The organism is Marinospirillum sp. (assembly GCF_014859565.1).
In genome coordinates, this window is record NZ_JACUUA010000012.1 from 1 (window position 1) to 22655 (window position 22655).

Here is a 22655-nt window from a genome sequence, read left to right on the forward strand (position 1 = left end):
AGGAAGATGAAAACGATCATATTGAAGAGTTTGGTGTGCTGGTACTGCGCCCCGGCTCTTGTAATGTGTTGGATATCGAAGTGGAAACCCATAGCCTGGATGATGCTGAGGATTAATTGAAAGATTAGCCGACCGCCAGTTTAGCCGCTTGCTTCCACATAAAGCTGGGCATTTTTTGCTTCAGCTTCCAGGTTAGATTCATTGGCTGGCTGCCGGTATGGCTGACATATTCAACCTCACCAAAATGAACAAAACCCATAGTACGTCCGTACTCATCTTTGCTCTGTTCACGGACAAACAGAAACAAACGCTTGCCTAACGACTGGTGATGAATATAGTCGAGCCCTCGCCCACGATCAGGTCGAGCACTGTTTTGTGACTGCCAATGAAATAAAGACTCACTGATTGCATAGTCGTGATACATGGTAGTTGGAGAAAACTGTTTTTCATTCTTGTTTAGAGTGACAAACAGCAGCTCCAGATTCTGATCCTTTAACACCAACACCCCTTCTCTTGCTGGCGCCTGCCTTTCAAAACTTGTGGCTGCAAAACCAACCAGTATCTGCTCACGTGCATAACGTGCATGGAGTTGGAGTGGATTATTGGATAGACCAATAATAGGCTGCTGCTCCGTATGGATACGGTTCATCAACAATCGCAGCAGATCCTTCAGCTCACTTTTTAGCCTTGTGTCATTCAAAGCTCTCAAACTTGCAGCAAGAGAATCAAAACCCACTGCTTTACCGGGCTTTTGCCAAAAATCATAGTGGCACATCAGTGCCATGCCCTGATCCATTTGCTCTGTCAGCTCAAAGTTATTCTGGCAAAGGCGCTCCAGAAAACAAAAATAATCATAACTATCACTGGTTAGCAGCCGAGTCCGTATGGCACGCTCATAAATCTGTTCAAGATTAAGCGCTGATCCAAGAGTACCAATTGGCGGCTCTTTCACTTGATCCTTGGCTTTTGCTACAAGGCTTGACCAACTACCCCGTTTATAAAGCTCTTCCAGCTGAATGTGTGGATGTATTTTAAGGAAGTTGCCCAGCGTTAATGGCAGGGTCGACTGATGGTTAAACTGGCGGATCAAACCAAGCAGTCGGCTCAAGGTTAAACTGGCCTGGCGGATGTTATCTAGCACCATTTCCTGTGTGCGTTTGGACAGCTCTATCCGACAACCCAGAGGCGCATGAGGAAAACCTTGCTTGATTTCGTCACTGATCGCACGGTTTGTTTTCCCGATTAGGGCACGAAATTTGTGAGAAAAATCGTACTCAGGACGTGAATTGCCAACAAAATCCAAGACTGTACAGCAGTCTTTCCCATCTGATAAACGCAGACCACGTCCAAGTTGTTGCAGAAAAATAGTCAGACTCTCTGTTGGCCGTAGAAAAAGTAGTGTGTCGACCTCGGGGATATCAACACCTTCGTTAAAAATATCCACGACAAAAAGTACTTTGATTTCACCTGATCGTAGCGCTTGTTGTTTCTGGTGACGCTCAGCGGAATTGTCACTGGTCAACAGATCACAGGGTATACCTTTAAGTATGAATTGCTGACACATATACCGAGCATGTTCACGACTCACACAAAAAGCCAGTGCTCTCATGCGATTCATATCCGTCACAATTTCTTGCAGGCTCTGCAGAACTTTATCAACCCGCTGCTGATTGTGAGTGTACAGGTTAGTCAGTTGCGCTATGTCGTAACGTCCACGACTCCAGCTGATTTGACGAAGATCTGTGTCATCATCAATACCAAAATACTGGAAAGGACTGAGATGTCTGCGGTTGATGGCTTCCGGCAAACGAATTTCTGCTGCAATCACACCACCAAAGTCAGCCAAAATATCAGAACCATCATGCCGTTCTGGTGTTGCTGTTAAGCCAAGCAGTACTTGGGGAGTAAAAAAATCTAGAAGTCCACGGTAGCTACTCGCAGCGATGTGATGTACCTCATCAATGACTATGTAGTCATAGTAGCTTGGCTCTAACCGCAAGCTGGATAACTGGTTATTCAAAGTCTGGATGGAGGCAAATAGCTGGCGGTAATGCTCTGGGCGGTTTCCACCAACCCAGAGCTCGCCAAAGGTGCTGTTTTTGAGTACGCCACGGAAAGCAGCTCGCGCTTGCTTGAGAATTTCTTCACGATGGGCAATAAATAAAAAATGAGCCGTAGGGTTTTCTTTGATGAATCGAGCAAAATCAAAAGCAGAAATCAAGGTTTTCCCAGTGCCTGTCGCTGCCACAACCAAATTTTTATAGCGCTGATGCAGTGATCGCTCGACAGCTAATTGCTCCAATATTTCTTGCTGGTGTGGAAATGGCTGCAGGTCAAAAAAATGCTGCTCGGTTGCGCCAAATCCGCCGCGAGCCTGGCTCAATGCCTGTTTAAGTTTATCCGTGCTAGCTGCTTTGCCATCAAACAACTCAAACTCACTCGAAGCCCAATAGGTTTCAAAGGTACTGAGTGATTTATCAATAATATGAGGGATTTCCTGAGAGGTGATTTTCAGGTTCCATTCCAGCCCACTGGTTAGTGCTGAGTGTGATAGGTTAGATGAGCCAATGTAACCCGTGTGGAAGCCTGTATTGCGAAGAAAAAGGTAGCTTTTGGCGTGCAAGCGTTCTCGTTGGGTGTTGTAACTCAGCTTGACTTCTGTGTTGGGCAAGGAGGCCAGGAACTCGACTGCTTTGGCATCTGTCGCTCCCATGTAAGAGGTTGTAATGACTTTGAGTTCACGTCCACTATGAGTAAATGCCTCCAGCTCTTTTCGAAAGATTCGAATACCCGCCCACTTAATAAAAGAAATTAGCCAATAAATTGTATCAGCGGACATAATTTCACGCTTGAGCTCACTTTCCAGCGACAGTCCTGCATTACTACCACAGAACAATTCACTTTGTGTTAGCCCTGTCAGCGGAAATATGTCATCGACATATTTCTTTAGATCTGCTGCTATCGGATTATCAAGCTCATAGAGAGCAGTGAGAATTCTCCCTTGACAATCAATCAGATTATCGCCAAAAAAATCATCATCCTGTAGCTGATTTTTAAGCCACATAAGTAGTTGATTTGATAACTCGATCTGATTTTTTAGCTGATCATCATCCTGCGGGATGGAGTTAATTGCGTATTTGAGGATTTGAGTTAAAAAGCGTGAAAGCCAGATCGAGGCCTCGCCTGTCTCCAGCTGACGCTCGCCAACAAAGAACTTATCGTGGTTTAAATGCTTCGAAACCAGCTGAGTAATCAGCTGCTCATAGATCCCTAAAGACTGCATTAGTAGATTCCTTTTTAACCCAGCGGCTCATGCCTAGGCCAAAAATCAAGCTGGGGCCGAGCATCAGGATGCCGTAGATCACCGGGGGTACAGACATCTGGGCATTACCCAGCACCATCAGGGTGACCACCAGCGCAGTGCCACCATTTTGCACACCCACTTCCAGACCAATGGTGATACGTCGGGCAGCATCCTGTCGCCAGAGTTTTGCCCAGTACCAACCGGCAATTAATGCCAGGGTATTCATCAGCAACACCGCGGGGGCTGTGGCCGCCAGAAAAGCAGGCATACGCTCCCAGTGTTTACTGCTGATGGCAACAATCACCAGCAACAGAAAAGCAAAAGACAGGGGTTTCATGGCGCGGGTGGCACGCTGCGCAAAACCCGGCCAGTTGGATGCTGTTAGCATCCCCAGCAGGATAGGCAGCAGTGAAACCAGGATCAGTTGTGCCCAGGTGCGTAATAAAGGCAGTTCAATCGCCAGGCTTTCTTTCAGCCAGTAATTAATAGCCAGTGCCGACAACAGCGGTAAGGTAAAGGGGATAATCAGGCTGGTAATGGCCGTCAGGGTGACGGATAAAGCCACATCACCACGACTGAGAAAAGTCATCAGGTTAGAGGTGGCACCACTGGGTGCAAAGCTGAGTATCATTAACCCAACTGCAAAGATGGGTTGTAAATCGAAAAGATAGATGACCAGTAGAGCCATCAAAGGTGGCAGGATAAACTGTCCGGTGAGTCCTGCCAATACTGCAAGGGGTGCTTGGCGCACCCGCATAAAATCACTCACAGAAAGCGTCATGCCCATTCCGAGCATAATCAGGAACAGGGCAGCGGGTAGAAAAAAACTCAGCAGCCAATCTTGTCCCATGTTTCAGCCTCAGTGCTGGTTTTCGTTATCAAAGTCGTCCACTTCATCCAGAACCTGGGATAAAAGTGGTGCCTGATCATCCAGGTCAAAGACCATAAAAGACAGCTCAATTTCAACAAATGCATCAAACAGCGCGCGATCAATGTCATCCGGCCAGAGTGCTTCATCTTCTTCCCAGGAGAACAGCTCGTTTTCCAGCAGATCCAGATACCGCTCTTCAATCAGGTCATCCAGTGCTTCTTCGTCCTCCAGCTCAGAAATCAGGTAGGTGGTGGCCTCCTGATTGACTTCTTCAAGGCTGACCTGCTCTCCTGCACTGTCTTCCAGGCTGTTGATCCAGTCAACAAAAGGCTGTCTTAATCGGACACTGATGGCAGAACGGTTGAGCATTTTCATGGTGAATCTCCGGCGGATGGCTGGTGGGCATTATGCTCACTTCCCGGCAGGAAACCAAGGGATAAACCCTTGATTTCCTGCCGGTGTGGATCAGTTATTAGTGTGCAGCGCCTCATTCAGCTCAATCGCTGAACGGTTGGCTAAACACTCAACACGACCTGTCTGGGAGTTGCGACGAAACATCAGGTCATCCTGACCAGCCAGAGCACGGGCAGCCACGGTACTGACCACCTGCCCCTGATCATCCAGCAGGGTGATTTTGCTGCCGGAGGTGACATACAGGCCAGATTCCACTGTGCAACGATCACCCAGCGGGATACCAATACCAGCATTGGCACCAATCAGGCACTTGTCACCCACGGAGATGGTGATGTTGCCACCACCAGACAAAGTACCCATGGTTGAGCAGCCGCCACCCAGATCGGAACCGGCACCCACAAATACACCAGCACTGATGCGACCCTCAATCATGTTGGGGCCTTCTGTACCGGCATTAAAGTTGACAAAACCTTCATGCATGATGGTAGTGCCTTCACCCAGATAAGCACCCAGGCGTACCCGCGCAGTATCAGCAATACGCACACCGGTGGGCACCACAAAGTCACACATACGCGGGAATTTATCCACACTGTCAATGGTAAGAATCTTGCCTTCCATCCGCGCATGCAGCTGGCGCTGGGGCAGCTCATCCAGATCTATGGCGCCGTCACTGGTCCAGGCCACATTTTTCAGCAGGCCAAAAGCACCGGTCAGGTTAACACCATGGGGTTTGATCAGGCGGTGAGACAAAAGATGCAGCTTGAGGTAAACCTCCGGCACACTGGCCGGATCAGCATCGGTAGCCAGCAGAGTCACCACCAGCGGGCGATGACTGCGTTTCATTTGTTCAGCAATCACTGCCAGGTCATGGTGACCAGCGGCATCCAGTGCTTCAGACAAGGCGCTGAGGCGTTCAACATTGATGGTATGAGCCTGATTACCACCTTCATAACCGGAGGCATCAATTAATGCCTGTGCCAGGGTTGCATCAGGTTTTAATGACGGACGCGGATAATAAACTTCCAGCCATTCACCCTTGCTGTTATGGGTGCCAACACCAAAACCGCAGGCAAAAAATTCGGGAGTACTCATAGCTCTTTCCTCAAAGTTTAAATTCAGTTCAATTTTGTCTGCCATTCAGCGCGGCTTGCCACTCGACCGAATCAAATCCGACCAGCAGCTGATGACCGGTATCCAGTACCGGACGTTTGATCAGGCTTGGATTGGCCTGCATCAGTTGAATGGCAGAGGTGGCATTGATCGCTTCACGATCAGATTCCGGCAGTTTGCGCCAAGTGATACCGCGACGGTTGACCAGTACTTCCCAACCCAGTTGATCAACCCACTGCTGCAGGATGGCAGTATCAATACCGGCTTTTTTGTAATCATGAAAGTGGCAGTCCAGTTGCTGCTGTTGCAGCCACTGACGCGCTTTTTTCATGGTATCGCAGTTGGGAATTCCGTATAGAGTCAGCATTTTAACCTTTTTCTCAACATCCTGCTTCAATAAACCGACGCAGTCGCTGCGCCCCTTCAATACACTCGTCCAGTTCAGCCACCAGCGCCATACGGATACGGCCAACCGCCGGGTTACGACCCTCCACCTCACGCGACAGATAACGCCCCGGCAACACACCCAGATTCTGGGTTTCCAGTAGGCGGCGGGTGAACAACTCATCATCAATTGGAGTCACCGGCCAGAGATAAAAACCAGCATCTGGGCGCTGTATATCCATCACCGGTTGCAGTATTTCCAGTACCGCATTGAACTTGGCGCGATAAATTTCACGGTTGGCTTTTACATGGGCTTCATCCTGCCAGGCAACCTGTGAAGCCACCTGATGATGCGGTGGCATAGCACAACCATGGTAGGTGCGATAACGTAAAAAAGCCTGAATCAGTTGTTCATCACCGGCAACAAAACCTGAACGCAATCCCGGCAGATTGGAACGTTTGGACAAGGAGTGGAACACCAGGCAACGGCTGAAATCCAGCCGTCCACTTTCAGCACAGGCTTGCAGCAGACCGGGCGGTGGATTGTTTTCATCAAAATAGATTTCTGAATAACACTCATCGGCACAGATGACAAAATCGTACTCATCTGCCAGCGCCAGCAGTTTTTTCTGCTGCTCCAGTGATAACAGCGCCCCGGTGGGATTACCCGGAGAGCAGATAAACACCAGCTGGGTGTCACGCCAGACCTCAGCAGGTACCTGGGCAAAGTCCGGCTGGAAGCCATTTTCAGCCGTGCAGCTTAAATAATGCGGTTGACCACCCGCGAGTAAAGCCGCACCTTCATAAATCTGATAAAAGGGGTTGGGCATCAGCACTTTTGCTGGGCGTGAGGCATCCACCAGCGTTTGTACTATGGCAAACAGGGCTTCACGAGTGCCATTCACTGGCAACACCTGCGTCTCGGCATTCATGGCCGCTGCAGGTAACTTAAAGCGCCATTCACACCAGTCGACAATGGCCTGACGCAAGGACAAATCACCCTTGGTGACGGGGTATTTACTAACTCCCTTTAGCGCACCACTGAGTGCATCCAGTACCACTTGTGGCGCTTCATGCTGGGGCTCACCAATAGTAAAAGCAATGCGCTTAAGGTCTGCCGGTGGGGTAACGCCTGCAGTTAATACCGCAAGCTTTTCAAAGGGATAGGGATGAAGCTGTTTCAGATAGGGATTCATTCAGTGCACTGCTCCTGTAAAAGCGCTTGTCAGTCTTTAATCCAATAATTTAACGGCTCCGACCCACGGCATAGGCGGGATAACCCGGCTCTCTGGCTTGTTTGTCCAGCTCTTCACATAAACGCGCCTGCAATTGCAGACACAGCTCAGGGTCTGACAGCGGGCTACCATCTTGATGGGTGATAAAAAACACGTCCTCCACCCGTTCACCGAGGGTGGCAATTTTGGCATTCTGCAACCACAGATCAAATTCCACAAAAATTCGTCCAATCCGTGCCAGTAGGCCAGGGCGATCCGGTGTAATCACTTCAATTAGTGTGCGCAGGTTGCTTGGATCATTGCTGATATAAACCTGGGTTGGCATGGTGAAGTGTTTTAATTGTCGTGGTGTATGGTGTTGCACCAGTGCCGGGAAGTTTTCCGGATTATGCAGAGCGCTGATCAGTTCCTGACGGATTTCTTCCAGCCGCTCAGCAGCCCTGGGCACCTGTCCATCCTGCTCCAGCACAATCAGGGTGTTCAGGGTGTAACCGTTACGGCTGGTGGAGATACGAGCATCATGGATGGACAAACCCAGCCGATCCATAATTGCAGCGGTTGCGGCAAAACCAAAAGCGGCATCACGGGTATGAATAAACACCTTGGTGCCCCCTTCTTTCATGTCATCCGTTGGGGCAGCCACCAGCACCAGTGGTTCACTGCTTTTGCTATGTTGCAGAATACCCTTAGTATGCCAAGCCACTTCACTGGGTGCATCCTGCAAGAAATAATCATCATCCAGGGTTGTCCAGAGTTCCAACACCTTCTGCTGATCAACACCCATGGCACGCAGTATCGCCAGTGCCTGTTGCTGGGTTTCTTCAACCCATTCCGCTGGATCAATCGGGTTTTCCAGACCCCGTCGGAAGGCGCGGGTGGTTTCTGTGTACAGCTGATTCAGCAGAGCCGCGCGCCAGCCGTTCCACAAGGTGGGATTGGTGGCATTAATATCTGCAACCGTCAGCACATGCAGGTAATCCAGATGCACTTGATCACCGACTGTTTCTGCAAAGTGGCGAATCACATCTGGATCGGATATATCCTGTTTTTGAGCAGTCATGGACATCAATAGGTGGTTTTCCACCAGCCAGCAGACCAGATGAGTATCCCGTTTTGATAACTGGTGGCGCTCGCAGAACAGCCGCGCATCTTCAGCACCCAATTCGGAATGATCACCACCCCGCCCCTTACCCAGATCATGATACAAACCCGCCAGCCAGAGGATTTCCAGCTTGGGTAACTGATGAATGATGCTGGCCGCCAGCGGGAAGTTTTTCTCTTTTCCGGGTTCACGAAAACTTTGCTGAAAACGCAGTAACCGCAGGGTATGGGCATCCACGGTGTAAACATGAAATAGATCATGCTGGGTCAGGCCCACAGCATGTCCAAACTCCGGCAGATAACGTCCCAACATGCCGTAACGGCTCATGCGAGTCAGTTGCAAGGGTACATCACCCGCAGCGCGTAATAATTCCATAAACAGGCTGCTGGCACGTAAATCACGGCGGAAAGCTTCATCGATCAGATGACGGTGATCGCGCAGCGCACGAATGGTGATGGCGCGCACCCCTTCAATTTCTGGGTGTTGTGCCATCAGCAAAAAAATTTCAATCAGGGCAAAAGGGTGACGCTCAAACACTTCATTCCCCACCTCATCACCCAGATGTTCAATCAACCCGTTACGGATCTGGAAACGCCGGTTGATCGGGGTGATCTTCTGTTCTTCATCTTTTTTCAGCAGCACTTCTTCAAAATGCTGCAGTAAAACGTCATTCAGTTCGGTCAGGGTGGTGACCACGCGGAAATACCGCTTCATGAATTGCTCAACGGCTAGACGTTTTTCTGTATCCAGATAACCAAACAACACCGCCAGCTGACGCTGGTAATCAAACAACAGGCGATCTTCTGCTCGCCCGGAAATCATGTGCAGGGCATAACGCACTTGCCACAGAAAACACTGTCCCTGCTCCAGAATACGCATTTCAGTTTCAGTGAGGAAACCTTCCGCCAGCAGATCCTGCACGGTGGTGGCATTAAAGTGGCGCTTGGCGACCCAGCCAACCATCTGAATGTCACGCAGACCGCCGGGAGAGCTTTTGATGTTGGGTTCCAGACTGTATTCACTGTTGTTGAATTTGTAGTGGCGGGTGATCTGTTCCTGCCATTTGGCTTCAAAAAATTTTGCTGAAGTCCACATACATTCGGTGCTGAGACGCTGCACCATTTCAGTTCTCAGGGCATCGTTGCCGACCAGCGTGCGATTTTCCAGCAGGTTGGTGGCAACGGTGATATCAGCGCGTGCTTCACGCTCACAATCGGCCAGTGAGCGCACACTGTGCCCCACATCCAGCTTGATATCCCACAACAGGGTAATAAAATCCGACAACAACTGGCGATAACGGGTGTCATCGTCATCTTTCAGCAGAATCAGCAGATCAATATCCGATTTGGGATGTAACTCTCCGCGGCCATAACCACCCACCGCCAGCAAGGCAATACGCTCATCCGGCCAGTCAAAACGCTGCCAGATACAACTCATCAGCTGATCCATCGCCCAGGCACGACCGTAAATCAGATCCCTGATATCCGCACCATCATAAAAGGCCTGATCCAGGCGCTGGTTGATCAAGGCCAGCGCCTGCTTAAGCAGTGGAATGACAGGAAGGGTCGAGTCTTTGAGCTGAGACTTCAGCTTGGCAAAGTGATACAGGGATAAATCGGGTCTGAACTGGTAGTTAACACTCATCACCCTGCCTCACTGACTCTTGTCTGGATATTCAATGTTTAGGATATTAAAAGGGTTCTTCGCTGCGTCGGGTCAACACTTCCACCCCGGTTTCGGTCACCAGCAGGGTATGCTCCCACTGCGCCGACAGACTGTGATCCTTGGTAACCACTGTCCAGCCATCTTTCAGCAAACGACAGTGGCGTTTGCCTGCATTAATCATCGGTTCAATGGTAAAACACATGCCCGGTGCCAGCACCAGGTCACTGCGCGGGGTGTAACCATCATAATGCAGAATCTGGGGATCTTCGTGGAACACCTGGCCAATACCATGACCACAATACTCCTGTACCACTGAGAAACGCTCCTTGTCGGCCATTTTCTGGATCAGCTGGCCGATTTCAGAAATGCGTGCACCTGGCTTCACCAGGGCAATGGCAGCATAGAGTGCATCGCGAGTGAACTCGGTCAGACGCCGCGCCAGAATGGAGGGTTCACCGACATAAAACATCTTGCTGGTATCACCATGATAACCATCCTTGATCACGGTAATGTCGATATTGACCACATCACCCTTTTTAAGAATCTTGTTTTCATCCGGAATGCCGTGACAGATTACATGGTTGACCGAGGTACAGATGGATTTCGGGAAACCGTGGTAATTCAGGGGAGCGGGAATGGCATCCTGCTCTTCGGTAATATAACGATGGCAGATGTCATTCAGCGCCCCGGTGGTAATACCAGGCTGAACATGAGGTGCGATCATCTCCAGCACTTCCGCAGCCAGACGACCGGCCACACGCATTTTTGCTATTTCTTCAGGTGTCTTGATACGGACATTCATTCAGGAAAACTCTTGCGTAAAAAAATCACCCGGAAGAAACCCGGGCTTTATGTCAGAGCCGAACTATGCTATAAAGTGCGCGCTCAAAATCAACCACGAAGGATACGGCAAGGGCAAGCCAATGGCAAACCCACGAACGTCTCCAAAACGGTTGGATTCTGAGCCAATAAACCGCACAAAAACTGTGCATTATAACGTCACACATATACCGACACATGCATCTGGGTGCCTGTCAGTTTTACTGAGAGGTTGATGTCTGGGGTATATGGAGGCCTAACCCGTACTATCGGAGTATTTTTTCATGGCACAAGTATCCATGCGTGACCTGCTGCTGGCTGGCGCACACTTTGGTCACCAGACCCGTTACTGGAACCCGAAAATGGGTAAGTACATTTTCGGCGCTCGTAACAAGATTCACATCATCAACCTGGAAAAAACCGTTCCTGCACTGAACGAAGCCATCAGCTTTGTTGAGAAGCTGGCCGGTGGCAAAAACAAAATTCTGTTTGTTGGCACCAAGCGCGCTGCTGCCAAGGTGATCCGCGAAGAAGCAGACAAAGTGGGCATGCCTTACGTCAACCACCGCTGGTTAGGCGGTATGCTGACCAACTACAAAACCATCCGTCAGTCTATCCGTCGCCTGCGTGATCTGGAAACCCAGCAGCAGGACGGTACTTTTGACAAGCTGACCAAAAAAGAAGTGCTGATGAACCAGCGCGAGATGGAGAAACTGGAACGCTCCATCGGCGGCATCAAGAACATGGGCGGCCTGCCTGATGCCCTGTTTGTGGTTGACGTTGACCACGAGCGCCTGGCCATCAACGAAGCCAACAAGCTGGGTATCCCGGTCATTGGTATTGTTGATACCAACTCTAACCCAGACGGTGTTGACTTTGTTATCCCCGGTAACGATGATGCCATCCGCGCTGTTCAGCTGTATGTTCGCTCCATTGCCGCTGCTTGTGGCAAAGCACGCGAAGAAGCGGGTGAGGAACTGGTTGAAGTTGCAGAAGACTCTGCCGAGTAATCACAGTGTCACCGGCCTGAACCAGTATTCAGGCCGGTTTCTCTATTTCCCGGTTGCTGCCTCCTGATTCGACTGCACCACCTTTGGTTATCCACGTGTGGTTATCCGTGTGAGCAGCAACCCTCTAAATATCTTCTAATCAAGGGGTTTAAGTCATGGCAGTAATTAGCGCCTCCCAGGTAAAAGAACTTCGTGAGCGTACCGGTCTGGCAATGATGGAGTGCAAAAAAGCACTGCAGGAAGCCGACGGTGACATCGAGCTGGCAATTGAAAATCTGCGTAAATCTTCCGGTCTGAAAGCCGCTAAAAAAGCAGGTCGTATTGCTGCTGAAGGCGCTATCGCTACTCGTGTTGCAGCAGATGGCAGCTACGGTGTGATGATCGAAATCAACTCCGAAACCGACTTTGTTGCCCGCGATGATAACTTCCTGAACTTTGTTAATCAGGTTGCTGAAAAACTGCTGGCTACCCGCGAGACCAACGTTGCAACCCTGACTGCCGGTGAGCTGGAATCTGCCCGTGAAGCACTGGTACAGAAAATCGGTGAAAACATCACTGTACGTCGCGCCACTGTTGTTGAAGGCGCCTTGGTTGGTGAGTATGTTCACGGTGGCCGCATTGGTGTACTGACTGTACTGAATGGCGGCACTGCCGAAGCAGCCAAAGACGTTGCTATGCACGTTGCTGCAGTTAATCCGCGCGTTTGCAAGCCAGAAGACATGCCGCAGGAAGTGCTGGACAAGGAAAAAGAAATTATCCTGGCTCAGCCTGACATGGCTGGCAAACCGGCTGAAATCGCTGAAAAAATGGTCGGTGGCCGTATCAAGAAATTCCTGGCTGAAAACAGCCTGAGTGAACAGCCCTTCATCAAAAACCCTGACCAAACTGTTGCTGCTTTTGTTAAAGCTGCCGGTGGTGAACTGGTCAGCTTCCAGCGTTTTGAAGTGGGTGAAGGCATCGAAAAAGAAGAAGTGGATTTTGCTGCTGAAGTCGCCGCTCAGGCTGCTGCTGGTCGCTGAGATCTGCCTTGTCTGCTGACTGATCAGTAAGCAGGAAGCACCTCCAGAAACGTGCTGGGTTAACCCAGCACGTTTTTGTGCAACTGAATACCAGAAAAAAACCTCACCAACACCAGGAGACTTGCCGCTATGGCTAATACCGATCGTAACGCAAAATACAAACGGATCCTGCTCAAACTCAGTGGCGAAGCCCTGATGGGCGATCAGGATTTTGGCATCGATGCCAAGGTACTGGATCGCATGGCGCTGGAAATTGGTCAACTGGTGGGTATTGGTGTACAGGTTGGCATAGTGATTGGTGGCGGCAATCTGTTTCGTGGCGCGGCATTAAGTGCAGCCGGCATGGAACGTGTCACCGGTGATCACATGGGCATGCTGGCAACAGTGATGAACGCCCTAGCCATGCGCGATGCACTGGAGCGCAGCAACATCCGCACCCGCGTAATGTCGGCCATCCCGATGAGCGGTGTCGTTGAACATTATGACCGCCGTACTGGCATCCGTTACCTTACTTCCGGTGATGTGGTGATCTTTGCAGCCGGAACCGGCAACCCATTTTTCACCACCGATTCTGCAGCCTGCTTGCGCGGCATAGAAATTGATGCCGATGTAGTAATCAAAGCCACCAAGGTGGATGGTGTTTACAATAAAGACCCGGTTAAGCACCCGGATGCGGTAAAATACGACCGACTGACCTACGACGAAGCTCTGGATCAAAAGCTGGAAGTGATGGATCTGACCGCCATCTGTCTGGTACGCGACCAGTCTATGCCAGTTCGGGTATTTAACATGAACAAACCCGGTGCCCTGCTGAACCTGGTGGTTGGTGGACAGGAAGGCACACTCATTGATATGGGTCAGGATTGATATGAGTCAGGATTGATCAAAAACACTGACCCAAACAACTTTTTGCAAGAGGCAAACACAGTGATCAACGAAATCATTAAAGATGCGCAAGAGCGCATGGACAAGAGTCTTGAATCCCTGCAAGGTGCTTTTAACAAAATTCGCACCGGTCGCGCTCACCCCAGCATCCTGGATTCGGTTCGTGTCGATTATTACGGCAGCGAAGTGCCCATCAGCCAAGTGGCCAACGTCAACGTTGAAGACAATCGCACACTGGTGGTGATTCCCTGGGAAAAAAACATGGTGCCTGCGGTTGAAAAGGCCATCATGAAATCGGATTTGGGTCTGAATCCCAACACTGCTGGCAGCAACATTCGTGTACCCATGCCCGCTCTGACGGAAGAAACCCGCAAGGGTTACATCAAACAGGCTCGTGCAGAAGCAGAACATGGCCGAGTAGCGGTACGCAACATTCGTCGTGATGCCAACAACCAGTTGAAAGCACTGCTCAAAGATAAAGAAATCAGTGAAGACGAAGATCGTCGTGCTCAGGATGAAATCCAGAAGCGGACCGACCAGCATATTGCCGAGGTCGATCGCTTGCTGACTGGAAAAGAAGAAGACCTGATGCAGATCTGATGCAAAAAGGCCTACAGACTGCATGAAATCATCAGCGGAAAAATACCCGGTTCTGGAGCTGTTGCCCCGCCATGTTGCCATCATCATGGATGGCAACAATCGCTGGGCAAAGGCTCGCAAACTGCCGGGTATTGCAGGTCATAAGGCCGGAGTGGATGCCGTTCGTGCGGTCATGGAGATCGCGCTGCGCCTGGAGATTCCTGTGCTGACACTCTTTGCTTTTTCCAGCGAAAACTGGAAAAGGCCGGCAGAAGAAGTCAGTGGTCTGATGGAGTTATTCAAATGGGCGCTAAAACGCGAAACCCGTCGTCTGAATAAATACGGTGTACGCTTGCAGATTATTGGTGACCGCAGTAGCTTCACCCCTGAACTGCAAAAACTGATGACCAAGGCGGAAGAGCAGACTGCTGCCAACAGCAAACTAACACTGGTGATTGCTGCCAACTACGGTGGTCGTTGGGATATCACCCAGGCCGCAGCAAAACTGGCCGAGCAGTTGGCCGTCGGTGAGATTACCCGTGAACAGTTGACCGAAGAAGCGCTGCAGCAGCATCTCAGCCTGAATGGTCTGCCCGATCCCGATCTTTGCATTCGTACCAGCGGTGAACAGCGCATCAGTAACTTTCTACTGTGGCAGCTGGCCTATGCCGAACTGGTGTTCGTTGAGGACTTCTGGCCGGACTTTCGCCAGGATGCCTTTTATGACACCCTGAAAATCTTTGCCGGTCGCCAGCGACGTTTTGGCGGGCGTGAAGAACACAATAACAACAGCTGACCGGGAACACCCAGCCATGCTCAAACAAAGAATCATCACTGCCCTGATCCTGGCACCACTCGCCTTGTGGGGGCTTTTTGGCCTGGATTCCACCGCCTTTGCTGTATTCACTGGCCTGGTGATTGCTATTGCCGCCTGGGAGTGGGCTCGACTGTCCGGTTTACAACTCACTGGACAAGTGGTGTTTCCAGCCATCATCCTGCTGGCATTGTTCGGAGCTTATGGCCAACCTCATTTATTACATCAGGCACTCTGGCTTGGAGCAGTTTGGTGGTTGCTGGCGCTGTTTTTTGTTATTACCTACCCACGCACCGCTCATCTCTGGCGTTGTACGTCCCGCCGCGTGTTTATGGGTGTTTTTGTATTAATTCCAGCCTGGGCTGGTTTTGTGCTACTGCGCGAAACCGGCTGGTTCTGGCTGTTATATGTGTTGCTGATTGCCTGGGTGGCTGATGTTTTTGCCTACTTTGCCGGTCGTGCATTCGGTAAACACAAGCTGGCACCGGCGGTCAGCCCCGGCAAATCATGGGAAGGTGTACTTGGTGGCATGTTCGGTACAGCACTGCTTAGCATGGCGGCCAGCCTGTGGCTGAGTTTCAGCCTGATGCAGTTTGTTACCCTGTTGATTCTGACCTTGATTATTACCGCTGTTTCGGTACTGGGTGACCTGACTGAAAGCCTGGTTAAACGTGAAGCTGGTATGAAAGATTCCAGCCAACTGCTACCCGGCCATGGCGGTGTAATGGATCGCATTGATAGCCTGACCTCCGCCATCCCGCTTTTTGCCTTGCTGCTGCTGAATTTTACCGGGGCTCTACTATGATTCGTGTTGCACTATTGGGAGCAACCGGTTCCATCGGTCAGTCAACCCTGGATGTGATCCGTCGCAACAACGAACAATACGAGGTGTTTGCAGTCAGCGGGCACCAACGTCTGACTCAACTGCTTAGCATCTGCCAGGAATTTAACCCGTCTCTGGCCTGTGTACCCGAATCCGCTGCCGCTGAATTTCAGCAACAACTCCGTGTTGTCGGCTGTACCACCGAGGTACTCTGCGGCACAGCTGGACTGGAACAACTGGCAGCAGGCAGCCAGGTTGATGTGGTGGTGGCTGCCATTGTGGGTGCTGCTGGCTTATTGCCAACTCTAGCGGCTGTAAAGGCGGGTAAGCGTATTCTGCTGGCAAACAAGGAAGCACTGGTGATGTCCGGTGCACTGTTTATGGAGGCCGTAGAACGGCACGGCGCCACCTTGCTGCCAATTGACTCAGAACACAATGCCATTTTTCAGTGCCTGCCCGTTGATTTCAGTCGTCGCAGCTTTGTCGAACAGGGCATTGAGAAGCTGTTATTAACAGCATCCGGTGGGCCTTTCCGGGGCTGGCAGCGCGAAGCACTGCTATCCGTAACACCTGAACAGGCGGTTGCTCATCCCAACTGGTCCATGGGGCGCAAAATTTCAGTTGATTCAGCCACACTGATGAATAAAGGTCTGGAGTTAATCGAAGCCTGCTGGCTGTTTAATGTCCAGCCCGAAGCCATACAGGTGGTGGTTCATCCACAGAGCATCATTCACTCGATGGTTAGCTATCGGGATGGCAGTGTACTGGCACAGCTCGGCAACCCGGATATGCGCACCCCCATCGCCCATGCACTGGCCTGGCCGGAACGTATTCATGCCGGTGTAAAGCCACTGGATTTGATGAGCAGTGCAGCTCTGACTTTTGAGCAGGCGGATGAAACCGCCTTTCCTTGCCTGAACCTGGCGCGGGAAGCCTTTCGCTTAGGTGGCACTGCTCCAGCCACTTTAAATGCGGCTAATGAGGTGGCAGTTGAGGCTTTTCTGGAACGCCGCATTCGTTTTACCCAGATAGCAGAAGTGATTGACCGGGTCTTGAATCTGAGCAAAATTCGTCCGGCAAACGATCTGCAACTTCTGCTGTCAGAAGACCGGCTTGCCCGTCAACTGGCACAACAAGTCATTGGACAATTCCATTAACACACCAGACGTATAACCGAGTTGTCATGGATTTTTTACATACCGTATTCGCATTAATCATCACGCTGGGCATCCTGATCACTTTTCACGAGTTCGGGCATTTCTGGGTCGCCCGCCGTTGTGGTGTCAAGGTGCTGCGATTTTCAGTCGGTTTTGGTAAACCCCTGCTGCGCTGGCATGATCGCCAGGGCACCGAGTATGTGATTGCCCTGCTGCCACTCGGTGGTTATGTCAAAATGCTGGATGAACGCGAAGGTGAGGTTCCTGCAGAACTGCTGGATCAATCCTTTAACCGAAAAACAGTAGGACAACGTTTTGCCATAGTCGCCGCCGGGCCGCTGGCCAACTTCCTGCTGGCTATTATTGCCTACTGGTTTTTGTTTGTGGTAGGTACTCAGGTTCCCGCACCACTGGTTGGACAGGTAGAAGAAGGCTCTCCTGCTGCACTGGCCGGCATGCAACCCGGTGATGAAGTGCTGCGGGTTAATGGCCGTGACACCGCCAGTTGGCAGGAGGTCGGACTGGGACTGCTGGCAAACATGGGTGAATCCACCCGTATCACTCTGGATGTCCGTCAGGAAAATGCCAGTCACGAACGTCAGTTACAGGTCAACGTACAGCAATTCCTTTCCGGGCAAGGTGAACCTGATCCTTTTGGCAGCCTGGGTTTTATGCCCTGGCGTCCAGATATCGAACCCTTGCTGGGCAGTATCCAATCCTCCAGCCCCGCACAACTTGCCGGATTGCAAACCGGAGATCGTATTCTTTCGGTGAATCAGCAAGCAGTTCTGAACTGGTCTTCACTGGTCGAGCAACTCCAGGCACATCCGGGTCAACAAATAGCCTTGGCTGTGGAACGCGAAGGCCGGTATTTGGAGTTATCGATCACTCCAGCCACAAGGCAACTGGATGATGGTCGTGAAATCGGTTTTATTGGTGCCGGAGTACAAATGCCCGAATGGCCTGCTCACCTGCTGCGCGAAGTTCGCTTTGGGCCGTTTGAATCTCTGTGGAAAGCGACTGAGAAAACAGCCGAAATGAGCTGGCTGACCCTTCACTCCATCGGTAAAATGATCACCGGCCTGATTAGCCCAACCAATCTGTCCGGCCCCATCACCATTGCACGGGTTGCCAGTGACTCAGCCAAGTCCGGCTGGGAAAGTTTTATCACTTTTCTGGCTTATGTCAGCATCAGTTTGGCTATTCTCAACCTGTTGCCTGTTCCGGTGCTGGATGGTGGGCACCTGATGTTTTATGCCATTGAAGCAATTCGTGGCAAACCGGTTTCTGAAGCAGCGCAAGAAATGGCAACCCGAGTGGGGTTAGCCATGCTGGGCAGTCTGATGATCCTGGCCTTTTATTTTGATATTTTACGCCTCTGACAACAGGCGTTTATCCTCTGGCAACTCTATCTTGCCAGAGGTTTTTCTTTTAATGTTAGCAATCTCCTTACGGTTACTGCTGACTGGCACCACTGAAACGGATACTTAACAGCGTGAAATTTCGTTATTCCTTTGTAAGCAGCTGTCTTGCCACTTCATTGTTGCTTGTCACCCTTTCTGTCTCTGGTGCGGATTCGCAAGTCTTTAATATTGAAGACTTGCGGGTTGAGGGTCTGCAACGAGTCTCTCCTGGCAGAGTTTTTGCCGAGCTGCCTTTACAACCTGATGAACCCGTTTCACTTCAGCGTATCACCCAGGCCAGCAAGCGCTTGTTTGAAACCGGGCTGTTTGATGATATTGCCGTTTATGAAGATCAGGGGCAGTTGGTAATTCAACTGCAAGAGCGCCCCACATTAAAAACACTGGTGATCGAAGGCAACAAAAAAGTCTCCAGTGACGACCTGAAAACAGGCCTGACCCAGGCCGGATTGGATGAAGGGCAAATTTTTCAGCGTTCCACCTTAGATCAGATCAAGCTGGAATTGCAACGCATGTACCACGGCCAAGGACGCTACAACGCTCATATTGAAAGTCGCGTGGAGCAATTACCCCGCAATCAGGTGGCCGTTTATCTGGATATTTCCGAAGGTAGTGTAGCCAGCATTCGCCGTATCAACCTGGTGGGTAACCAGGCTTTTGATAATGAAACCCTGCTCAAGCGACTGGAGCAGGAAGAAGATAAAGGCTGGACTCTATTTTCGTCTGCTGATCAGTATTCACGCGAAAAACTATCCGGTGACTTAGAGCGCTTAAGATCCTGGTATCTGGATCAGGGTTACCTGCGCTTTAATATTGAATCCACCCAAGTCTCCATCAGCCCCGACAAGCAGGATGTTTTTATCACCATCAATGTTTATGAAGGTGATCAGTATGAAGTTAGTGAGATAGAGCTGGCTGGTGAATTGATTTTAGAAGAAAAACAGCTGATGCCGCTGGTATTCCTGGCTCCTGGCGCCACCTTTTCACGCAGCGCCATGACAGCCTCCAGTGAAGCCATGCGTAGCCGACTCGGCAGAGAAGGTTATACCTTTGCTGCTGTTAATGGTCGCCCGGAAATTGATGATGAGAACAAACAAGTCAAGCTGACCTTTTTTGTAGAACCGGGTCGCCGCAGTTATGTCCGACAAATCAACTTCCGTGGCAACACCAGCACCCAGGACGAAGTGCTGCGCCGTGAGTTATTACAAATGGAAGGTGCATCCGCCAATACCGATCTAATTCAAGCATCCAAACAGCGACTCGAACGACTTGGCTTTTTTAGTACAGTGAATGTGGAAACACCGCCCGTTGCTGGCAGTCCAGACCTGATTGATGTCAACTACACCGTTGAAGAACAGCCCTCTGGTTCAGTTTCGGCAAGTGTTGGTTTTTCACAAGCCAGCGGTGTGGTTTATGGTGCATCCCTGGCACAACGCAACTTTATGGGCACCGGTAATACCGTCAGCCTGGCCGCCAACAAAAGTGATTACCGTACCAGCTATAATTTTTCTTATCTGAATCCCTATTACACCATTGATGGTGTGTCGCGGGGCTTTAATGTGTTTTACCGCGAAACGGACTTTGATGCGTTTGGTGTTTCAAGTTATGCCACCGATGCCTACGGCGCCAATGTTACTTATGGTTATCCCATTTCGCGTGACAGTCGCCTCAGTCTGTCTATAGGTTTTGACAATACTCTTGTACAAGCTGAAACCTTTGCTGGATCAATCAGTATTGATGAAATCAGGGATTTTGAAGCCCGTTACGGGCTGGAGTTTCTGAATTACAAACTCACTGGCCGCTGGACACAAAATCGTTTAAACAGAGGTGTATTGGCTACAGCAGGCAGTCATCAGGTGGTCAGCCTGGAAACAGCCGTACCGGGTTCCGACTTTGATTATTACAAGGCGACCTATCGGGGACAAAAATACTTCTCTCTGGGTAACAACTGGTCACTGAAATTCCGCGGTGACCTGGGTTATGGTGATGGTTTGGGCAGCGATTATGACCGTCTGCCATTTTATGAACACTTCTTTTCCGGTGGTCTGGGTTCTGTAAGAGGGTATCGATCCAACAGTCTGGGGATGCGCAGCAGTCGTAATGGCATTGAAACCATCAGTGCCTTTGGTGGCAATATTCTGCTCGAAGGTTCTGCTGAGTTGATTTTCCCCTTACCCCTGGTAGAAGATCAGCGCTCGCTGCAAACCAGCCTGTTTATTGATGGCGGTAATGTTTTCACCAACCGCTGCTTTAATAGTGCCAACTGTTCTGAAGGCATAGATACTGCAGAGTTGCGTTTTTCAGCAGGTGCCAGCCTGACCTGGCTGACTGCTATTGGTCCTCTATCATTTAGCCTTGCGCGCCCGCTGAATGAACAGGACGGTGACCGCACTGAATTCTTCCAGTTCTCACTGGGACAAACCTTCTAATTCAAGGAGCCATACGATGAACAAACTGTTATTAAAAGCCATATTGATACTGACACTGCTGCTGGCAGGTATCCATTCAGTTCATGCACAATCGACCACTCCAAAAATTGCGGTGCTGGACTGGCAGGCGGCTATGATGGAAACAACCAAGGTCAAGGCTGAGTTCCAGAAAGCAGACCAACAACTTGCCGGTGAACAAAACCGTGCACGTCAGTTGGCTGAAGAAGCTCGTGCACTGCAGGAGCGCCTACAGCGTGATGGCTCCATCATGAGTGAAGATGAACGTCGTCGTCTGACTCAACAGGTGGAGCAAAAAGCACAGGAATATCAGTTTGTAATGAGCCGCTTGCAAAAGCAGCAACAGGAACTACGCCAGGACATCATCAATCGCCATAGACCTAATCTGGAAAAAGCTGTTAATGCCATGATTGCCGAGAAAAAAATTGATATTTTGCTGGATCGCCAGGCTGCTGCTTTTGTAAAACCGGAATTTGATATAACTCCGGCGGTGGCCGAACAGCTTAATAAAATGGAGTGATCACTAGCCCCATGAAATCCTTTACTCTTGCTGAACTGGCAGAATATCTGCAAGCCGAGCTACGGGGTGATCCGCAGCATTGCATCAAGGGACTCGCCAGTCTGGAGCTTGCCGAGTCAAACCAGATCAGCTTTCTAAGCAATATAAAGTATGCCGCCTATCTACATCAGAGCAAGGCCGGTGCTGTACTGCTCAAACCAGAACAGGCAAAAGACTATCAAGGTAATACCCTACTGTTAAAAAACCCCTACCTGGGTTTTGCAAAACTCAGCAGACTTTTTGATGATGCGCGCCCTGCTGCCGGTTACTGCCACCCCAGTGCAGTTATTGCTGCTGATGCCTTTATTCATGCCAGTGCGCATATCGGCCCAGGAGTGGTGATTGAGTCGGACTGTGAAGTTCAGGCGGGAGCAGTAATTGGTGCGCATTCAGTGCTGGCACAAGGCTGTGTGATTGGTGAGAATACGCAACTTCACCCACGAGTTACGCTTTATCGCAGAGTTCAGATAGGTAAAGACTGTATTATTCACTCTGGTGCAGTGCTGGGATGTGATGGTTTTGGTTTTGCACCCACTGGTGGTGACTGGGAAAAAATTGCTCAGTTGGGTAATCTTATTATTGAAGATCAGGTCGAAATTGGTGCCAATACCACCATTGACCGCGGCGCCCTGGGTGATACCGTCATTGGCCGTGATGTAAAAATTGACAATCTTGTGCATATTGCGCACAACGTACGTGTTGGTGAACACACAGCCATTACGGCGTGTGTTGGTATAGCTGGCTCCACCGAAATTGGAGCCAATTGTATGTTTGGTGGTAATAGCGGTATTGCCGGTCATATCCAGATCTGTGATGGTGTGCAGGTTACAGGCATGGGCATGGTCACCGGATCCATTACAGAGCCCGGTGTTTATTCGTCCGGTACTGGTCTGTTGCCCGGCAACCAGTGGCGAAAAAGTGCCGTCCGTTTTCGCCAGTTGGATGAAATGAATCAGAAGGTCAGAAATCTGGAAAAACAGCTCCAGCAGTTATCTGACCCAGAATAAAACAACTTAACCCTGATGACCCTTCAGGTA

The 22655-nt window shown here is 50.4% G+C and carries 19 protein-coding genes; 11 read left to right on the plus strand and 8 right to left on the minus strand.

The features are described from left to right. Window positions 1–124: 124 nt before the first annotated feature. From IBX50_RS03305 to map, 8 genes are all read right to left on the minus strand, one after another. Complete coding sequence (locus IBX50_RS03305) at window positions 125–3283, minus strand: DUF3427 domain-containing protein (RefSeq protein ID WP_292253268.1); 3159 nt, start codon at window positions 3281–3283, stop codon at window positions 125–127. Further along, window positions 3261–4154 carry a bile acid:sodium symporter family protein gene (locus IBX50_RS03310; protein WP_292253269.1) on the minus strand — a complete coding sequence of 298 codons (894 nt, stop codon included), beginning with the start codon at window positions 4152–4154 and terminating at the stop codon, window positions 3261–3263. The genes IBX50_RS03305 and IBX50_RS03310 overlap by 23 nt, the downstream gene beginning before the upstream one ends. Before the next feature lie 9 nt (window positions 4155–4163). Next, a complete protein-coding gene (locus IBX50_RS03315; RefSeq protein ID WP_292253271.1) occupies window positions 4164–4550 on the minus strand; it encodes a hypothetical protein in 387 nt (128 codons plus the stop codon). 90 nt (window positions 4551–4640) lie between these two features. After that, a complete protein-coding gene (dapD, locus tag IBX50_RS03320; protein ID WP_292253273.1) occupies window positions 4641–5681 on the minus strand; it encodes a 2,3,4,5-tetrahydropyridine-2,6-dicarboxylate N-succinyltransferase in 1041 nt (346 codons plus the stop codon). 28 nt (window positions 5682–5709) lie between these two features. Then, entirely contained in the window at window positions 5710–6066 is a 357-nt protein-coding gene (locus IBX50_RS03325) for an ArsC family reductase (RefSeq protein WP_292253275.1), read from the minus strand. Window positions 6067–6079: 13 nt separating this feature from the next. Further along, entirely contained in the window at window positions 6080–7279 is a 1200-nt protein-coding gene (dapC, locus tag IBX50_RS03330) for a succinyldiaminopimelate transaminase (protein WP_292253276.1), read from the minus strand. Between the two features lie 49 nt (window positions 7280–7328). Further along, window positions 7329–10067 carry a [protein-PII] uridylyltransferase gene (locus IBX50_RS03335; RefSeq protein WP_292253277.1) on the minus strand — a complete coding sequence of 913 codons (2739 nt, stop codon included), beginning with the start codon at window positions 10065–10067 and terminating at the stop codon, window positions 7329–7331. Window positions 10068–10110: 43 nt separating this feature from the next. Next, a complete protein-coding gene (map, locus tag IBX50_RS03340; RefSeq protein ID WP_292253278.1) occupies window positions 10111–10887 on the minus strand; it encodes a type I methionyl aminopeptidase in 777 nt (258 codons plus the stop codon). Between the two features lie 301 nt (window positions 10888–11188). On the opposite strand from map, the gene rpsB reads away from it, so the two are divergent. The 11 genes from rpsB to lpxD all read left to right on the plus strand — a co-directional run bounded on the left by rpsB (window position 11189) and on the right by lpxD (window position 22625). After that, window positions 11189–11914 (plus strand): 30S ribosomal protein S2, encoded by a 726-nt coding sequence (rpsB, locus tag IBX50_RS03345; RefSeq protein ID WP_292253279.1) that lies wholly within the window; start codon window positions 11189–11191, stop codon window positions 11912–11914. 155 nt (window positions 11915–12069) lie between these two features. Further along, on the plus strand, window positions 12070–12933 hold the full coding sequence (tsf, locus tag IBX50_RS03350; protein WP_292253280.1) for a translation elongation factor Ts: 864 nt from the start codon (window positions 12070–12072) through the stop codon (window positions 12931–12933). A gap of 129 nt (window positions 12934–13062) precedes the next feature. Next, window positions 13063–13800: a UMP kinase gene (gene pyrH / locus IBX50_RS03355; protein WP_292253281.1), complete on the plus strand. Its 738-nt coding sequence runs from the start codon at window positions 13063–13065 to the stop codon at window positions 13798–13800. 60 nt (window positions 13801–13860) lie between these two features. Next, the gene (frr, locus tag IBX50_RS03360; protein WP_292253282.1) at window positions 13861–14418 is read left to right on the plus strand and encodes a ribosome recycling factor; all 558 of its coding nucleotides are present in this window, start codon (window positions 13861–13863) and stop codon (window positions 14416–14418) included. Between the two features lie 22 nt (window positions 14419–14440). After that, complete coding sequence (uppS, locus tag IBX50_RS03365; protein ID WP_292253283.1) at window positions 14441–15193, plus strand: polyprenyl diphosphate synthase; 753 nt, start codon at window positions 14441–14443, stop codon at window positions 15191–15193. Window positions 15194–15209: 16 nt separating this feature from the next. After that, window positions 15210–16016 carry a phosphatidate cytidylyltransferase gene (locus IBX50_RS03370; RefSeq protein WP_292253284.1) on the plus strand — a complete coding sequence of 269 codons (807 nt, stop codon included), beginning with the start codon at window positions 15210–15212 and terminating at the stop codon, window positions 16014–16016. After that, the gene (gene ispC, locus IBX50_RS03375; RefSeq protein ID WP_292253285.1) at window positions 16013–17191 is read left to right on the plus strand and encodes a 1-deoxy-D-xylulose-5-phosphate reductoisomerase; all 1179 of its coding nucleotides are present in this window, start codon (window positions 16013–16015) and stop codon (window positions 17189–17191) included. The genes IBX50_RS03370 and ispC overlap by 4 nt, the downstream gene beginning before the upstream one ends. A 26-nt stretch (window positions 17192–17217) precedes the next feature. Continuing rightward, window positions 17218–18573 (plus strand): sigma E protease regulator RseP, encoded by a 1356-nt coding sequence (gene rseP / locus IBX50_RS03380; protein WP_292253286.1) that lies wholly within the window; start codon window positions 17218–17220, stop codon window positions 18571–18573. 113 nt (window positions 18574–18686) lie between these two features. Beyond that, on the plus strand, window positions 18687–21041 hold the full coding sequence (gene bamA, locus IBX50_RS03385; protein WP_292253287.1) for an outer membrane protein assembly factor BamA: 2355 nt from the start codon (window positions 18687–18689) through the stop codon (window positions 21039–21041). Between the two features lie 16 nt (window positions 21042–21057). Continuing rightward, a complete protein-coding gene (locus IBX50_RS03390) occupies window positions 21058–21579 on the plus strand; it encodes an OmpH family outer membrane protein (RefSeq protein WP_292253289.1) in 522 nt (173 codons plus the stop codon). An 11-nt stretch (window positions 21580–21590) separates the two neighbouring features. Further along, window positions 21591–22625 carry a UDP-3-O-(3-hydroxymyristoyl)glucosamine N-acyltransferase gene (gene lpxD, locus IBX50_RS03395; protein ID WP_292253291.1) on the plus strand — a complete coding sequence of 345 codons (1035 nt, stop codon included), beginning with the start codon at window positions 21591–21593 and terminating at the stop codon, window positions 22623–22625. The last annotated feature ends 30 nt before the right edge of the window (window positions 22626–22655 follow it).

Excerpts from the sequence above, each read along its gene's own strand:
- IBX50_RS03305 (WP_292253268.1), bottom strand. The coding sequence starts at position 3,283 with ATGCAGTCTTTAGGGATCTATGAGCAGCTGATTACTCAGCTGGTTTCG.
- IBX50_RS03310 (WP_292253269.1), bottom strand. The coding sequence starts at position 4,154 with ATGGGACAAGATTGGCTGCTGAGTTTTTTTCTACCCGCTGCCCTGTTC.
- IBX50_RS03315 (WP_292253271.1), bottom strand. The coding sequence starts at position 4,550 with ATGAAAATGCTCAACCGTTCTGCCATCAGTGTCCGATTAAGACAGCCT.
- dapD (WP_292253273.1), bottom strand. The coding sequence starts at position 5,681 with ATGAGTACTCCCGAATTTTTTGCCTGCGGTTTTGGTGTTGGCACCCAT.
- IBX50_RS03325 (WP_292253275.1), bottom strand. The coding sequence starts at position 6,066 with ATGCTGACTCTATACGGAATTCCCAACTGCGATACCATGAAAAAAGCG.
- dapC (WP_292253276.1), bottom strand. The coding sequence starts at position 7,279 with ATGAATCCCTATCTGAAACAGCTTCATCCCTATCCCTTTGAAAAGCTT.
- map (WP_292253278.1), bottom strand. The coding sequence starts at position 10,887 with ATGAATGTCCGTATCAAGACACCTGAAGAAATAGCAAAAATGCGTGTG.
- rpsB (WP_292253279.1), top strand. The coding sequence starts at position 11,189 with ATGGCACAAGTATCCATGCGTGACCTGCTGCTGGCTGGCGCACACTTT.
- tsf (WP_292253280.1), top strand. The coding sequence starts at position 12,070 with ATGGCAGTAATTAGCGCCTCCCAGGTAAAAGAACTTCGTGAGCGTACC.
- pyrH (WP_292253281.1), top strand. The coding sequence starts at position 13,063 with ATGGCTAATACCGATCGTAACGCAAAATACAAACGGATCCTGCTCAAA.
- uppS (WP_292253283.1), top strand. The coding sequence starts at position 14,441 with ATGAAATCATCAGCGGAAAAATACCCGGTTCTGGAGCTGTTGCCCCGC.
- IBX50_RS03370 (WP_292253284.1), top strand. The coding sequence starts at position 15,210 with ATGCTCAAACAAAGAATCATCACTGCCCTGATCCTGGCACCACTCGCC.
- ispC (WP_292253285.1), top strand. The coding sequence starts at position 16,013 with ATGATTCGTGTTGCACTATTGGGAGCAACCGGTTCCATCGGTCAGTCA.
- rseP (WP_292253286.1), top strand. The coding sequence starts at position 17,218 with ATGGATTTTTTACATACCGTATTCGCATTAATCATCACGCTGGGCATC.
- IBX50_RS03390 (WP_292253289.1), top strand. The coding sequence starts at position 21,058 with ATGAACAAACTGTTATTAAAAGCCATATTGATACTGACACTGCTGCTG.
- lpxD (WP_292253291.1), top strand. The coding sequence starts at position 21,591 with ATGAAATCCTTTACTCTTGCTGAACTGGCAGAATATCTGCAAGCCGAG.